We start from the raw sequence: 12,414 nt of genomic DNA on the forward strand, positions 1-12,414 counted from the left end.
GTGAACTATGCCCAGCTCCTCTTCCCCGATTTCTCCCTCATCGCCTGCGGCTGGCTGCTGTGCCGCTACACGCCCCTCGACCGCCGCGTCTGGGATCAGGTCGAGAGCCTGGTGTACTACTTTCTTTTTCCGGTGCTGCTGTTCCACTCGATCGTGCGCAGTCCGCTCGACTTCGGAGCCACCTCGAACCTGCTGACCGCCGGGGTCGGCGTCGGCCTCAGCGGCATCGCGCTGGCCTATGCCCTGCCCTTCCTGCCGGGCATCGGGGAGCACATCGACCGCCGCGACCACGCAGCCAGCGCGCAGATCGCGTTTCGCTTCAATTCCTTCATCTGCCTGGCGCTGGCCGACCGGATCGCAGGCCCCGAGGGACTCCTGATGATCGCGGTGCTGATCGGGGTCTGCGTGCCGATGTTCAACATCGCGGCGGTCTGGCCGATGGCGCGGCATGCGCAGACCGGGCTGGCGCGCCAGCTGCTTCGCAACCCGCTGATCATCGCGACGCTGAGCGGGCTCGCCGCCAACCTGCTCGGCCTGGGCGTACCGGGCTGGATCGAGCCGACGCTCACGCGCATCGGCGCGGCCTCGCTGGCGCTGGGGCTGATGGCGGCAGGCGCCGGCATGCAGTTCGCCACCATTGCGCGCGGCAAGGTACTGGCGGTGTCGGTGCTCACGATCCGCCACCTGCTGCTGCCGCTCATCGGCTGGGGGCTCGCCGTGGTGCTGCAGCTGCATCCGGCCCAGGCCGCGGTGCTGCTGACCTTCGCGGCTGTTCCGACCGCGTCGAGCGCCTATGTGCTGGCGACGCGCATGGGCTACAACGGCCCCTACGTCGCGGGGCTGGTGACACTGTCGACGCTGTTCGGCGTGGCCAGCCTGCCTTTTGCGCTGGCGCTCATTCGCTAGGGCCTGTGAACAGGCCCGGGCCTCGACCCGCTACCATGCGGCGATGCGCTACCCACTTCTGGCTGCCGTCGCCGTCGCTTCGACATGGACGGCGATAGCGCAGGCGCAGGAATACACCCACTACCAAGGGACCTGGAGCGGCCCCTTCCTGTTCTACGTCGCCCAGCCGGACACGGGCGCCGAGGGCCCGCCGGCGGTGTTCGCGGGCAGCTTGCAGATCGAGCTCGATGGCTCGGTGTACGGCGCGGTGCCCGAGGCGGACTGCACGCTGGCCGGGTCGAGCATGGACTACATCACGCCGGCCAACGCCTCGATCGACCTGGTGGCGACCGGCTGCCGGGATACGCGCTTCAACGGCCACTTCGTCGGCAAGCTGATCAACAACCCGGCTCTGAAGTACGCCTCGATGCGCCTCAGTTCGATGCGCTCGCTCGACACCGGCACGGCGTACATCTCGGCCATCATCCGGCACTGAACGCCAGCGCCCACTCGACATGCTCGCGCACCAGCGCGCTCGGGTCGGCGCGGCGAGTGGCCAGCGCCTCGCGCGCACCCGGCTCCCCGGCACGCAGCGCATTGCCCAGCGCCACCGCCACATTGCGCAGCCAGCGCTCATGCCCGATGCGGCGGATCGGGCTGCCTTCGGTGAAGCGCAGGAAGTCCTCCTCGCTCCAGGCGAACAGCTCGCCGAGCTGGCGGCCGGTGAGCCCGTCGCGGGCATCGAAGTCGGGCAGCGCGCTCTTCTTGGCGAACTTGTTCCATGGGCAGACGAGCTGGCAGTCGTCGCAGCCGTAGATGCGGTTGCCGATCAGGGGGCGCAGCTCGAGCGGGATCGCTCCGGCATGCTCGATCGTCAGGTAGGAGATGCAGCGCCGCGCGTCCAGCCGATGCGGCGCGATGATCGCGCGCGTCGGGCAGATGTCGATGCAGGCGCTGCAGCTGCCGCAGTGCGGCGTGACCGGCTCGCTGGGAGGCAGCGCCATGTCGACATAGATCTCGCCGAGAAAGAACATCGAGCCGGCCTCGCGATCGAGCACCAGCGTGTGCTTGCCGCGCCAGCCCTGCCCGCTGCGCGAGGCCAGCTCGGCTTCGAGCACCGGCGCCGAATCGGTGAAGGCGCGGTGGCCGAAAGGACCGACCTCGGCGGCGATGCGTTCGGCCAGCCTGGCCAGCCGCGAGCGCAGCACCTTGTGGTAGTCGCGGCCGCGGGCATAGAGCGAGACGATGCCTTCGCCGGGCCGCTCGAGCCGCGCGAACTCCACGGCCTGCCAGTCGTCCGGCGTGGCGCGCGGCAGGTAGTCCATGCGCGCGGTGATCACCGACACCGTGCCCGGCACCAGCTCGGCCGGCCTCGCGCGACGGGTGCCGTGCGCGGCCATGTAGTGCATCTCGCCATGGAAGCCTTCGGCCAGCCATTGCATCAATCCGGCCTCTGCGCTCGACAGGTCGACGCCCGCGACGCCGATTTGGGAGAATCCGAGCTCCCGGGCCAAGGCCTGAATCCTGTTGACGAGTTGATGGCTGCCGATCACCTTCCGATTGTAGAAACGCACAGCGCCACCCAGGTCTGGCGAACCGAAGACGACACTGGCGTCCTGGCGCAGGCGCTGGCGCGCTCGCCCGCCCTGCGCGATGCCTTCATCTCGCTGCAGGGCGACCTGGGCGCCGGCAAGACCACCTTCGTGCGCCACCTGCTGCGCGCGCTCGGCATCGCCGGGCGCATCAAGAGCCCGACCTACGCGGTGGTGGAGCCGCACGAGGCGCCCGACGGGCTGGCGATCTTCCATTTCGACTTCTACCGCTTCAGCGACCCGCGCGAATGGGAGGACGCCGGCTTCCGTGACATCTTCGCGGGTCCGGGGGTCAAGTTGGCCGAATGGCCCGAGAACGCGGCGGGGCGCATTCCGCTTGCGGACCTCGCTATTAAAATCGAAGCAATGACCGACGACACCCGCACCGTGACGCTGCGCGCCCATACCGAGCGAGGCACGCGCCTGCTTGCCGACGCCGCATGAAGGCCAGAGGACTGAAAAGGCGCGTGCTGCTGCAGGGCGGCAGCATCGCGCTGCTGCTGGGCCTGCACGAGATCGCCCGTGGCGCCACCATCATGGCGGTGCGGGTCTGGCCTGCGGCCGACTACACGCGTGTCACCATCGAGTCCGATGGCCGGCTCAGCTCGCAGCAACTGGTGGTGGGCAGCCCGCCGCGGCTGGCGGTCGACATCAACGGGATCGAGCTCAACCCGGCGCTGCGCGAGCTGGTCGGAAAGATCAAGCCCGACGATCCGTTCATCAACGGCCTGCGCGTCGGCCAGTTCGCGCCGGGCGTGGTGCGCATCGTGTTCGACCTCAAGCAGGCCGTGGCGCCGCAGGTGTTCTCGCTGGCGCCGGTGGCGGCCTACCGCGACCGGCTGGTGCTGGACCTCTATCCGCAGCAGGCCATCGATCCGCTCGAGGCGCTGATCGCCGAACGGATGCGCGACGCGCCCAAGGCGCCGGGCCGCGACACCGCGGCGGCGCCCGAGCCCGCCGTCGACCCCCTCGGCGACCTGATGGCGCAGCAGTCGGCGCGGTCGGCGCCGTCCGTGTCGGTCACGCAGGCCAACCGCCCGTCGGCCCCGGTCGGACCGCTGCCGATGCCGATGCCACCGGTGGCCAGCGCTCCGCCGCCGCCTCCCGCGACGGCCAACCGCGGCGCCACCGCGAACCAGACCGACCGCATCATCATCGTCGCGCTCGATCCGGGCCACGGCGGCGAAGACCCGGGCGCGATCGGCTCCAACGGCACCCGCGAGAAGGACATCGTGCTGCAGATCGCGCACCGCCTGCGCACCCGCATCAATGCGAGCAGCGTCAACGGCAACCCGATGCGCGCCTACCTGACACGCGACGCCGACTTCTTCGTGCCGCTGGGCGTGCGCGTGCAGAAGGCGCGGCGGGTGCAGGCCGACCTGTTCGTCAGCATCCATGCCGATGCCTTCACCACCCCCGAGGCCCGCGGCGCCAGCGTCTTCGCGCTGAGCCAGGGCGGCGCCTCGAGCAGCGCCGCGCGCTGGCTCGCCAACAAGGAGAACCAGGCCGACAAGGTCGGCGGCGTCAACGTGGGCAACCACGAGGTGCAGGTGCAGCGCGCGCTGCTCGACATGAGCACCACGGCGCAGATCAACGACAGCCTCAAGCTCGGCGGCGCGATGCTCGGCGAGATCCGCGGCATCGGCGCGCGGCTGCACAAGCCGAAGGTCGAGCAGGCCGGCTTCGCGGTGCTCAAGGCACCCGACATCCCCAGCGTGCTGGTCGAGACCGCCTTCATCAGCAATCCCGAGGAAGAGGCCAAGCTGCGCAGCACGGCCTATCAGGAAGACCTGGCGGATGCGCTGATGCGAGGCATCCAGAGCTACTTCGCGCAGAATCCGCCGCTGGCGCGCAGCCGGCAGCTGTAGTTCCGTACAGGAATTGCAGCGCATTCGGTCAATGCGCCGAGGCTCGCTCCTACATGCGGCGCCGCGCTTTTTCGAACAATGAATCCACCAATCACTGAAAGGTGGACGATATGAAGACAAGACTCTGGATCGCGGCGGCCGCCGCCGCGGGCATCACCGCCCTGGCCGGCTGCGCGGGCGGCCCGAATCAGCAGCTCGGCACCGCAGGCGGTGCCGTCGGCGGCGCGGTGATCGGCCATGCGATCGGCGGCAACACGGCCTCCACGGTGGGTGGCGCCGCGGTCGGCGGGCTGATCGGCAACCAGGTGGGCCGCAGCGTCGACGAACGAAACCAGCGGCGCTACTACCCCCAGAACAACTACTACGCCCCGAACGGCTACTACCCGAACAACGGCCCGAACTATTGAGCGAGCCCAGGCAGGATTCGTGTCAGCGCACCCGCGGGTGCGCTTTTTTTTGGCCGCGGCCTCAGCGGGCCGCCGACGCGCCGCGGGCGCGCCAGGCGCCGAACAGCGCGATCAGCCCGGGCACCAGGATCAGCGCCCAGATGACCTTCTCGAGGTTGTCCTTGACGATCGGCAGGTTGCCGAAGAAGTAGCCGACCGTGCACAGGCCCAGCACCCACAGCAGCGCACCCACCACATTGAACAGCGTGAACTTGCCGCGCGTCATGTCGGCCACGCCCGCCACGAAGGGGGCAAAGGTGCGAATGAAGGGCAGGAAGCGCGCCGCGATGATCGTGACGCCGCCGAAGCGCTCATAGAAGGCATGCGCCTGGTCGAAGGCCTTGCGGTTGAAGAGGCGCGAGTTCTCCCACTGGAACACCTTCGGCCCGAAATAGCGCCCGATGCTGAAATTGCACTGGTCGCCCAGGATCGCGGCCGCCAGCAGGATCGGCACCGCCAGCCCGAAGCTCATCAGGCCCGCGCCGCACAGCGCGCCGACGATGAACAGCAGCGAATCGCCGGGCAGGAAGGGCATCACCACCAGCCCGGTCTCGACGAACACGATCAGGAACAGCAGGGCGTAGACCCAGGGCCCGTAGGCGATGACGAAGGCCTCGAGGTGTTTGTCGACATGCAGGATGAAGTCGATGAGAAAGCTGATGAATTCCATGGCGCGCATTATCCCGGTGCGCGCGAGGGCGCCCTTCTAGAATGTCCCCGTGAGCGCCCTTCCTTCTTCCACCGCCGCCGCGCGCCGGCCGATCCGCGAACTTCCCGACGAACTGATCAGCCAGATCGCGGCCGGCGAAGTGGTCGAGCGGCCCGCCTCGGTGGTGCGCGAACTGCTCGACAACGCGCTCGACGCCGGCGCCAGGCAGATCACGGTGCGGCTCTCGGCCGGCGGCGTGCGGCTGATTTCGGTCGAGGACGACGGCCTCGGCCTGCCGCGCGAGGAACTCCCGCTGGCCCTGCGCCGGCACGCCACCAGCAAGATCGCCAGCCTGGGCGACCTCGAGACCGTGGGCACGATGGGCTTTCGCGGCGAGGCGCTGGCCGCCATCAACGCGATCGCCGAGCTCAGCGTGCTGTCGCGCTTCGCGGGTGCCGACAGCGCCTTCGCGCTCGACGGCCGTACCGGCGAACTGCGGCCGGTGGCGCGCGCCACCGGCACCACGGTCGAGGTTCGCGAGCTGTTCTTCGCCACCCCGGCCCGGCGCAAATTCCTCAAGACCGACGCCACCGAGCTCGCACACTGCATCGAGGCCGTGCGGCGCCATGCGCTGGCGCGTCCCGAGGTCGGCTTTTCGATCTGGCACGAGGGCCGCCTGGTCGAGCAATGGCGTGCCGCCGACTCGCGCGACCAGCGCCTGGCCGACACGCTCGGCGACGACTTCGTGGCCCACAGCGTGGCGGTCGATCGCAGCGCCGGCCCGGTGCGCGTCACCGGCCGCGCCGGCATTCCCGATGCGGCGCGCTCGCGCGCCGACCAGCAGTTCTTCTATGTCAATGGCCGCTTCGTGCGCGACAAGGTGCTGGCCCACGCGGTGCGCAGCGCCTACGAGGACGTGCTGCACGGCCAGCGCCAACCGGTCTATGCGCTGTACCTCGAGATCGATCCGGCCCGGGTCGACGTCAACGTGCACCCGACCAAGATCGAGGTGCGCTTCCGCGACGGCCGCGAGGTGCACCAGGCGGTGCGCCACGCGATCGAGGACGCGCTGGCCGCCCCGCGGGCCGGCGAGGCGATGGCGGCCCCGGCAGAACCCTTCTTCAAGCCCCGACTGGCGCCCGCCTCGGCCGCCTGGACCCAGCCGGCGATGCACTTCGCGGGCGAACGCGGGCTCGGCGACGCGGCCGCCATGTGGCCGGCCGCGCCCCGCGAGACTTCGCTGGAGCGCCCGGCGCCGCCCTTCGCCTCGGAGGCTGCGCCGGCTTTCGCCGCCGTGCCGCCCGGCACAGGTCCGGGCGCCGCGATCGAAGCCCAAGCCTGGCCCCTGGGCCGCGCGCTGGCCCAGTTGCAGGGCATCTACATCCTGGCCGAGAACAGCCAGGGCCTGGTCATCGTCGACATGCATGCCGCGCACGAGCGGATCGTCTACGAGCGCCTGAAGACCCAGCTCGACGGTGCCGCCATCAGCAGCCAGCCGCTGCTGATCCCGGCCACCTTCGCTGCCACGCCGCAGGAAGTGGCCACCGCCGAAGCCTGCGCCGCCGTGCTGCCCGCGCTCGGCCTCGAGATCACGCCGTTCTCGCCGCGCACCCTGGCGGTGCGTGCGGTGCCCGGAACCCTGGCCGACGGCGACCCCGTGGAACTCGCGCGCAGCGTGCTGGCCGAACTGGCCCACCATGACGCCAGCACCGTGGTGCAGCGGGCCCAGAACGAACTGCTGTCCACCATGGCCTGCCACGGCGCCGTGCGCGCCAACCGCAAGCTGACCCTCGACGAGATGAACGCCCTGCTGCGCCAGATGGAGGCCACCGAGCGCTCGGACCAGTGCAATCACGGCCGGCCGACCTGGCGCCAGCTGTCGGTGCGGGAGCTCGACGCGCTCTTCATGCGCGGGCGCTGAGCCTCGGCCTGCCTGCTTTGACGTGCGGCATGGCGACTGCCACGGACCCTCAGCGCAGCCGATCCATGTGAAATTGTGAAAGAAACCTTGCGGTTTTCTTACAGATCACGCGATCCGACCGCGGCCGCACGCCCCGGGTACCAAGGGTTTTCAGGGTCATCGCCCAACCCGGCATGGACGTTGCATGGAATCTGTCGTTGAACTTTCCGGCCCTGTGCCTGTCTTTCAGCCTTCCATGAAATCCTGGTCCCTGTTCGCATCCGCCACCGCCCTGGTCGCCCTGCTGGCCGGGGGCTGTTCGACCCTCGACGAGCAGCAGCGCGAGTGGATCTTCCAGCCCAGCGACCGCAGCTGGGGCAATTCGGAGGCCATGAGCCAGGGCATGGACGACGTCTGGATCGATTTCCAGTCCTCCCTGACCGGCGAGCCCGCGCGCCTGCACGGGCTGTGGCTCGGCGGCGCCCCCGAAACGGAAGACACGCCGGTGCTGCTCTACCTGCACGGCGCGCGCTACAACGTGGCCGGCTCGGCACCCCGCATGCGCCGCATGCACGAACTGGGCTTTTCGGTGCTGGCGATCGACTACCGCGGCTTCGGCAAGAGTTCCAAGGGATTGCCTTCCGAAGACTCGGCGCGCGAAGACGCCCGCGCGGCCTGGGCCTGGCTCGCGGCCCGGCACCCGAAGCAGGCGCGCTACATCTTCGGCCACTCGCTCGGCGGCGCAATCGGCATCGACCTGGCGTCGCGCGTGAACGACGAGAGCGGCACCATCGTCGAGAGCACCTTCACCTCGATCGCCGACGTGGCGAGCAGCTTCAAGTGGGGCTGGCTGCCTTTCGGTCCCTTCATCACCCAGCGCTTCGAGGCGATCAGCAAGGTCAAGGACATCGGCGCGCCGCTGCTGGTGGTGCATGGCGCGGCCGACAGCCTGATCAATCCGACCCTGGGCCGAAAGCTCTACGACGCCGCGACCGTGCCGAAGATGTTCGTGCTGGTCGAGGGCGGCTCGCACCACAATGCGAATTCGATCGGCCAGGGGCAGTACCGGGCGGCCCTGTCGCAGCTGTTCCGCATGAAGGAGCCGCCGCTCGAAACCGCCAGGGGCGCGGATGCCCCCAAGCCCGCGCCGTTGCCGCTGCCGGCGCCTCCCGAGACGACCGCCTTGCGGCCCCATCGCCTGTCCGCCCCGGCGATCTGAGCGCTCTGCGGCAACCCGCGGCGGCGCCTTTGTTAACCTTGGGCGCATGCCGCCTCCTGTCGCACCGGCCATTTCCCGCATCACGCCGTCTGCCTCGAGCATGTCGCCGGCCGCGGTCGTCCTCATGCTGGCCCTGCTGCTGGGCATCCAGCCGGTCACGACCGACCTCTATCTGCCCGCCCTGCCGACGCTGACCGCCGAACTCGGCGCCCGCATGTCGCACGCGCAGCTCACGCTGAGCGCCCTGCTGCTGGCCTTCGGCGTCTCGCAGCTGGTGCTCGGACCGTTGTCCGACCGCTTCGGCCGCCGGCCGGTCCTGCTGTGGGGCCTCGGCGGCTACGTGGCCGCCAGCATCGGCGGCGCCATGGCGCCCTCGATCGAGATCCTGATCGTCTGGCGCGCCCTGCAGGGCGCCGCGATGGGCGCGGCGGTGATGGCGGCGCGCGCGATCGTGCGCGACCTCTATCCGCCGGCCGACGGCGCGCGCGTGATGTCCCGCGCCCTGACCGGCCTGGGCATCATCGCCTGCCTCTGCGTGCCCCTGGGAGGGCTGGTGTCGGACCTGTTCGGCTGGCGCGTCGCGCTGCTGGCGCCGGCCGTGTTCGGCGCCCTCACGCTGGCGCTGATCGCCCTGCGCTTCGACGAGACCCTGACGCGCCGCAATCCCGACGCGCTGCGCGCCGGGGCGCTGGTCGCCACCTGGGCGACGGTGCTGCGCAACCCGGTCTTCCTGGCCTTCAGCGCACTGACCACCGCGTCCTACGGCCTGCTGTTCACTTTCCTGGCCGCGTCGTCCTTCGTGTTCATCCAGGTGCTCGGGCTCAGCAAGACGCAATATGGCGCCGTGATGCTGTGGAACTCGCTGGCCTACATCGCCGGCACCTTCGTCTGCCGGCGCTGGCTGGCGCGCCACGGCGTGCGCCGCAGCGTCGCGCGGGCGGCCTGGCTGACGCTCGCGGGCGGCACATCGATGGGCCTGCTGGCGCTGGCGGGCGTGGTGTCGGTCGCGGCCATCGTCGGTCCGCAGACCCTGGTGATGATCGCGCACGGCGTCCACCAGCCCTGCGGCCAGACCGGCGCGGTCGGCCCGTTCCCGCAGGCGGCGGGTGCCGCCTCGGCGCTCAACGGCTTCATCATGATGCTGGCCGCCTTCGCCATCGGCGGCTGGCTCGGCGCGCACATGGACGGCACCGTGATGCCGCTGGTGCTCGGCGTCTGGTTCTGGAGCGTCTGCATCGCCGCCGTCGCGTGGATCCTGGTGCGCAGGTACGGGGAGCCGCGTGGCCGCTGATCCGACGTCGAACGCATTGCGCTACGTGGCGCTCGCCGGTCCCACCGCCTCGGGCAAGACCGCGGCGGCGCTGGCGATCGCCCGCGAACGCCCGGTCGAGATCGTCAGCGTCGACTCGGCCCTGGTCTACCGCGGCATGGACATCGGCACCGCCAAGCCCACCCCGGCGGAACTCGCCGAAGTGCCGCACCACCTGATCGACATCCGCGATCCGCGCGAGGCCTACAGCGCCGCCGCGTTCGTGGAGGACGCCCGGCGCCTGATCGGCGAGATCGCGGCGCGCGGCAGGCTCCCGCTGCTGGTGGGCGGCACGATGCTCTACTTCAAGGCGCTGGCCGACGGCATCGACGCGATGCCCGCGGCCGATCCCGCGCTGCGCCGGCAGCTCGAGGTCGATGCCGCCGCGCTCGGCTGGCCGGCGATGCACGCCCGCCTCGCCGAGGTCGATGCGATCACGGCGGCGCGGCTGGCACCCAACGACAGCCAGCGCATCCAGCGTGCGCTGGAGGTCTGGCACACGAGCGGCCAGACGCTGGCCAGCTTCCATGCCGCGGGCCGCGCGAGCCGGGGAACGCCGGCGGTCGCCTTGCTGTCCCTGGAGCCCACTGATCGCGCCTGGCTGAACGAACGCATCGCGGCGCGCTTCGACGCGATGCTCTCGGCCGGCCTCATCGCCGAGGTGCAGGCGCTGCGCGCGCGCGGCGACCTGGCGGCGGACCTGCCGTCGATGCGCTGCGTCGGCTACCGCCAGACCTGGGAAGCCCTGGATGGCGCCTGGCCGATCACCGAGCTGCGCGAGCGCGGCATCGCCGCCACCCGCCAGCTCGCGAAACGCCAGATGACCTGGCTGCGCAGCATGCCGCAGCGCCGCGTGATCGCCGCGGAAGCCCCCGACGCGGTCGCGCAGGTCGTCCGGCTCGTCGCCGAGCTCCCATGACGCTGCGCATCACGGACCTGGGGAAGCACTATGGCGAGCTGCCGGTGTTCGAGCACGTGTCGCTCGAGGTGGCGGCCGGCGAATTCGTCGCGATCGTGGGCGAATCCGGTGTCGGCAAATCGACCTTGCTCAATTGCATGGCCGGCCTCGACCACTGGGATGCCGGCACGGTCCTGCACGGCGGCACCGACATCGGCGCCCTCGACGCCGAGGCGCGCGCCCTGTGGCGGCGCGCGCACGTCGGCTTCGTGTTCCAGGCCTTCCATGTGCTGCCGCACCTGGACGTGGCGCAGAACGTCGCATTGCCGCTGATGCTGCTGGGGCAACAGGGGCCGGGCAGCACCGAGCGCGTCGCCCGGATGCTCGATGCGGTCGGCCTCGCCGGCCTCGGCGAACGCCTGCCGCAGCAGTTGAGCGGCGGGCAGCTCCAGCGCGTGGCGATCGCCCGTGCACTGGTGCACCGGCCCGCGCTGCTGCTGGCCGACGAGCCGACCGGCAACCTCGATCCCGCCACCGCCGTGCGCGTGATGGACGTGCTGCTGGCGCAGACCCGCGAGCACGGCGCCTCGCTGGTGCTGGTCACGCACTCCGAGGCCGCGGCGGCGCGCGCCGACCGCGTGCTGCACCTGAGCGCCGAAGGGATCCGGGCCTAGGCTGCGGACAGCAGCGCGGCGAAGCGCGCCAGGTCGACGTTGCCGCCGCTCACGATGACGCCCACCCGCTGGCCGCGAATCGCCTCGCCCGCCGCGCAGGCCGCCGCGAAGGCAAGGCAGCCCGTGGGCTCGACCACCATCTTCATCCGCTCGGCGAAGAAGCGCATGGCGTCGACCAGCTGGGCGTCGCTGACCGTGGCGATGTCGGTCACATCGCGCCGGATGATGCCGAAGGTGTACTCGCCCAGGTGCTGAGTCTGCGCGCCGTCGGCAATGGTCTTCGGGGTGTCGATGTGCACGATGCGGCCGGCGCGCAGCGACTGCTGGCCGTCGTTGCCGGCTTCGGGCTCGACGCCGTAGATCTTGCAGTCCGGCGCCAGCGCGCGCGCCGCGAGCGCCGAGCCGCTGGTCAGGCCGCCGCCGCCGAGGCAGACGTAGAGCGCATCGAGGGCGCCGACCTCCTCGATCAGTTCCTTTGCCGCCGTGCCCTGGCCCGCGATCACGTCCGGATGGTCGTAGGGCGGGATCAGCGTCATGCCGCGCTCCTCGGCCAGCCGCCGCGTCAGCGCCTCGCGGTCCTCGGTGAAGCGGTCGTAGAGGACCACCTCGGCACCGTACTCGCGCGTGGCGGCAAGCTTGGCGGCCGGCGCATCGGTGGGCATCACGATCACGGCCGGCATGCCGAGGATGCGCGCCGCCAGCGCGACCGCCTGCGCATGGTTGCCCGAGGAGAAGGCGATCGCACCGGCCTGGCGCTGCCGGGCATCGAACTTCGACAGCGCATTGAAGGCGCCGCGGAACTTAAAGGCGCCCATGCGCTGGAAGTTCTCGCACTTGAAGAAGAACTGCGCGCCCCAGCGGGCGTCGGCGGTGCGCGAGCGCAGCACCGGCGTGCGGTGCGCATGCCCTTCGAGCCGCGCGGCCGCGGCGATCACGTCGTCGTAGGTCGGAAGTGTCTGCATGGCGACGAGCTT

The 12,414-nt window shown here is 70.6% G+C and carries 13 protein-coding genes; 10 read left to right on the forward strand and 3 right to left on the reverse strand.

All coding sequences use genetic code 11. The features are described from left to right. On the forward strand, positions 1-906 hold the full coding sequence (locus AC1D2O_RS02520; RefSeq protein ID WP_478089013.1) for an AEC family transporter: 906 nt from the start codon (positions 1-3) through the stop codon (positions 904-906). A 43-nt stretch (positions 907-949) separates the two neighbouring features. Next, positions 950-1,381, forward strand: a complete 432-nt coding sequence (locus AC1D2O_RS02525) for a hypothetical protein (protein ID WP_478089014.1) — start codon at positions 950-952, stop codon at positions 1,379-1,381. On the opposite strand, the gene queG is transcribed toward AC1D2O_RS02525, so the two are convergent. Then, a complete protein-coding gene (gene queG, locus AC1D2O_RS02530) occupies positions 1,368-2,438 on the reverse strand; it encodes a tRNA epoxyqueuosine(34) reductase QueG (RefSeq protein WP_478089015.1) in 1,071 nt (356 codons plus the stop codon). The two genes, AC1D2O_RS02525 and queG, sit on opposite strands and share 14 nt — an antisense overlap. Between queG and tsaE the strand changes: the two genes are divergently transcribed. From tsaE to AC1D2O_RS02545, 3 genes are all read left to right on the forward strand, one after another. Then, on the forward strand, positions 2,424-2,921 hold the full coding sequence (gene tsaE / locus AC1D2O_RS02535; protein ID WP_478089016.1) for a tRNA (adenosine(37)-N6)-threonylcarbamoyltransferase complex ATPase subunit type 1 TsaE: 498 nt from the start codon (positions 2,424-2,426) through the stop codon (positions 2,919-2,921). The two genes, queG and tsaE, sit on opposite strands and share 15 nt — an antisense overlap. Further along, entirely contained in the window at positions 2,918-4,345 is a 1,428-nt protein-coding gene (locus AC1D2O_RS02540; RefSeq protein WP_478089017.1) for an N-acetylmuramoyl-L-alanine amidase, read from the forward strand. Before tsaE ends, AC1D2O_RS02540 begins: the two co-directional genes overlap by 4 nt. A 110-nt stretch (positions 4,346-4,455) precedes the next feature. Continuing rightward, positions 4,456-4,752: a glycine zipper domain-containing protein gene (locus AC1D2O_RS02545; protein WP_478089018.1), complete on the forward strand. Its 297-nt coding sequence runs from the start codon at positions 4,456-4,458 to the stop codon at positions 4,750-4,752. A 61-nt stretch (positions 4,753-4,813) separates the two neighbouring features. Here the strand turns inward: AC1D2O_RS02545 and AC1D2O_RS02550 are convergent, their stop codons facing one another. Then, on the reverse strand, positions 4,814-5,461 hold the full coding sequence (locus AC1D2O_RS02550) for a DedA family protein (RefSeq protein WP_478089019.1): 648 nt from the start codon (positions 5,459-5,461) through the stop codon (positions 4,814-4,816). Positions 5,462-5,510: 49 nt separating this feature from the next. Between AC1D2O_RS02550 and mutL the strand changes: the two genes are divergently transcribed. The 5 genes from mutL (at position 5,511) to AC1D2O_RS02575 (ending at position 11,440) form a co-directional block, all read left to right on the forward strand. After that, positions 5,511-7,361: a DNA mismatch repair endonuclease MutL gene (gene mutL, locus AC1D2O_RS02555; RefSeq protein ID WP_478089020.1), complete on the forward strand. Its 1,851-nt coding sequence runs from the start codon at positions 5,511-5,513 to the stop codon at positions 7,359-7,361. Between the two features lie 235 nt (positions 7,362-7,596). Then, positions 7,597-8,559: an alpha/beta hydrolase gene (locus AC1D2O_RS02560; protein WP_478156111.1), complete on the forward strand. Its 963-nt coding sequence runs from the start codon at positions 7,597-7,599 to the stop codon at positions 8,557-8,559. A gap of 46 nt (positions 8,560-8,605) precedes the next feature. Further along, a complete protein-coding gene (locus tag AC1D2O_RS02565) occupies positions 8,606-9,850 on the forward strand; it encodes a multidrug effflux MFS transporter (protein ID WP_478089022.1) in 1,245 nt (414 codons plus the stop codon). After that, positions 9,840-10,787 carry a tRNA (adenosine(37)-N6)-dimethylallyltransferase MiaA gene (gene miaA, locus AC1D2O_RS02570; protein WP_478089023.1) on the forward strand — a complete coding sequence of 316 codons (948 nt, stop codon included), beginning with the start codon at positions 9,840-9,842 and terminating at the stop codon, positions 10,785-10,787. Before AC1D2O_RS02565 ends, miaA begins: the two co-directional genes overlap by 11 nt. After that, positions 10,784-11,440, forward strand: coding sequence for an ABC transporter ATP-binding protein (locus tag AC1D2O_RS02575; protein WP_478156113.1), 657 nt, complete (start codon positions 10,784-10,786; stop codon positions 11,438-11,440). The genes miaA and AC1D2O_RS02575 overlap by 4 nt, the downstream gene beginning before the upstream one ends. Here the strand turns inward: AC1D2O_RS02575 and AC1D2O_RS02580 are convergent. Beyond that, the gene (locus AC1D2O_RS02580; RefSeq protein ID WP_478156115.1) at positions 11,437-12,402 is read right to left on the reverse strand and encodes a threo-3-hydroxy-L-aspartate ammonia-lyase; all 966 of its coding nucleotides are present in this window, start codon (positions 12,400-12,402) and stop codon (positions 11,437-11,439) included. The genes AC1D2O_RS02575 and AC1D2O_RS02580 overlap by 4 nt on opposite strands. Positions 12,403-12,414 lie beyond the last annotated feature (12 nt).

It is taken from the genome of Variovorax sp. P1_G12 (assembly GCF_056405555.1).

Bases quoted from the DNA above. Each gene is read 5' to 3' on its own strand.
- AC1D2O_RS02525 (WP_478089014.1), top strand. From the start codon at position 950: ATGCGCTACCCACTTCTGGCTGCCGTCGCCGTCGCTTCGACATGGACG.
- tsaE (WP_478089016.1), top strand. From the start codon at position 2,424: ATGGCTGCCGATCACCTTCCGATTGTAGAAACGCACAGCGCCACCCAG.
- AC1D2O_RS02540 (WP_478089017.1), top strand. From the start codon at position 2,918: ATGAAGGCCAGAGGACTGAAAAGGCGCGTGCTGCTGCAGGGCGGCAGC.
- AC1D2O_RS02545 (WP_478089018.1), top strand. From the start codon at position 4,456: ATGAAGACAAGACTCTGGATCGCGGCGGCCGCCGCCGCGGGCATCACC.
- AC1D2O_RS02550 (WP_478089019.1), bottom strand. From the start codon at position 5,461: ATGGAATTCATCAGCTTTCTCATCGACTTCATCCTGCATGTCGACAAA.
- AC1D2O_RS02560 (WP_478156111.1), top strand. From the start codon at position 7,597: ATGAAATCCTGGTCCCTGTTCGCATCCGCCACCGCCCTGGTCGCCCTG.
- AC1D2O_RS02565 (WP_478089022.1), top strand. From the start codon at position 8,606: ATGCCGCCTCCTGTCGCACCGGCCATTTCCCGCATCACGCCGTCTGCC.
- AC1D2O_RS02575 (WP_478156113.1), top strand. From the start codon at position 10,784: ATGACGCTGCGCATCACGGACCTGGGGAAGCACTATGGCGAGCTGCCG.
- AC1D2O_RS02580 (WP_478156115.1), bottom strand. From the start codon at position 12,402: ATGCAGACACTTCCGACCTACGACGACGTGATCGCCGCGGCCGCGCGG.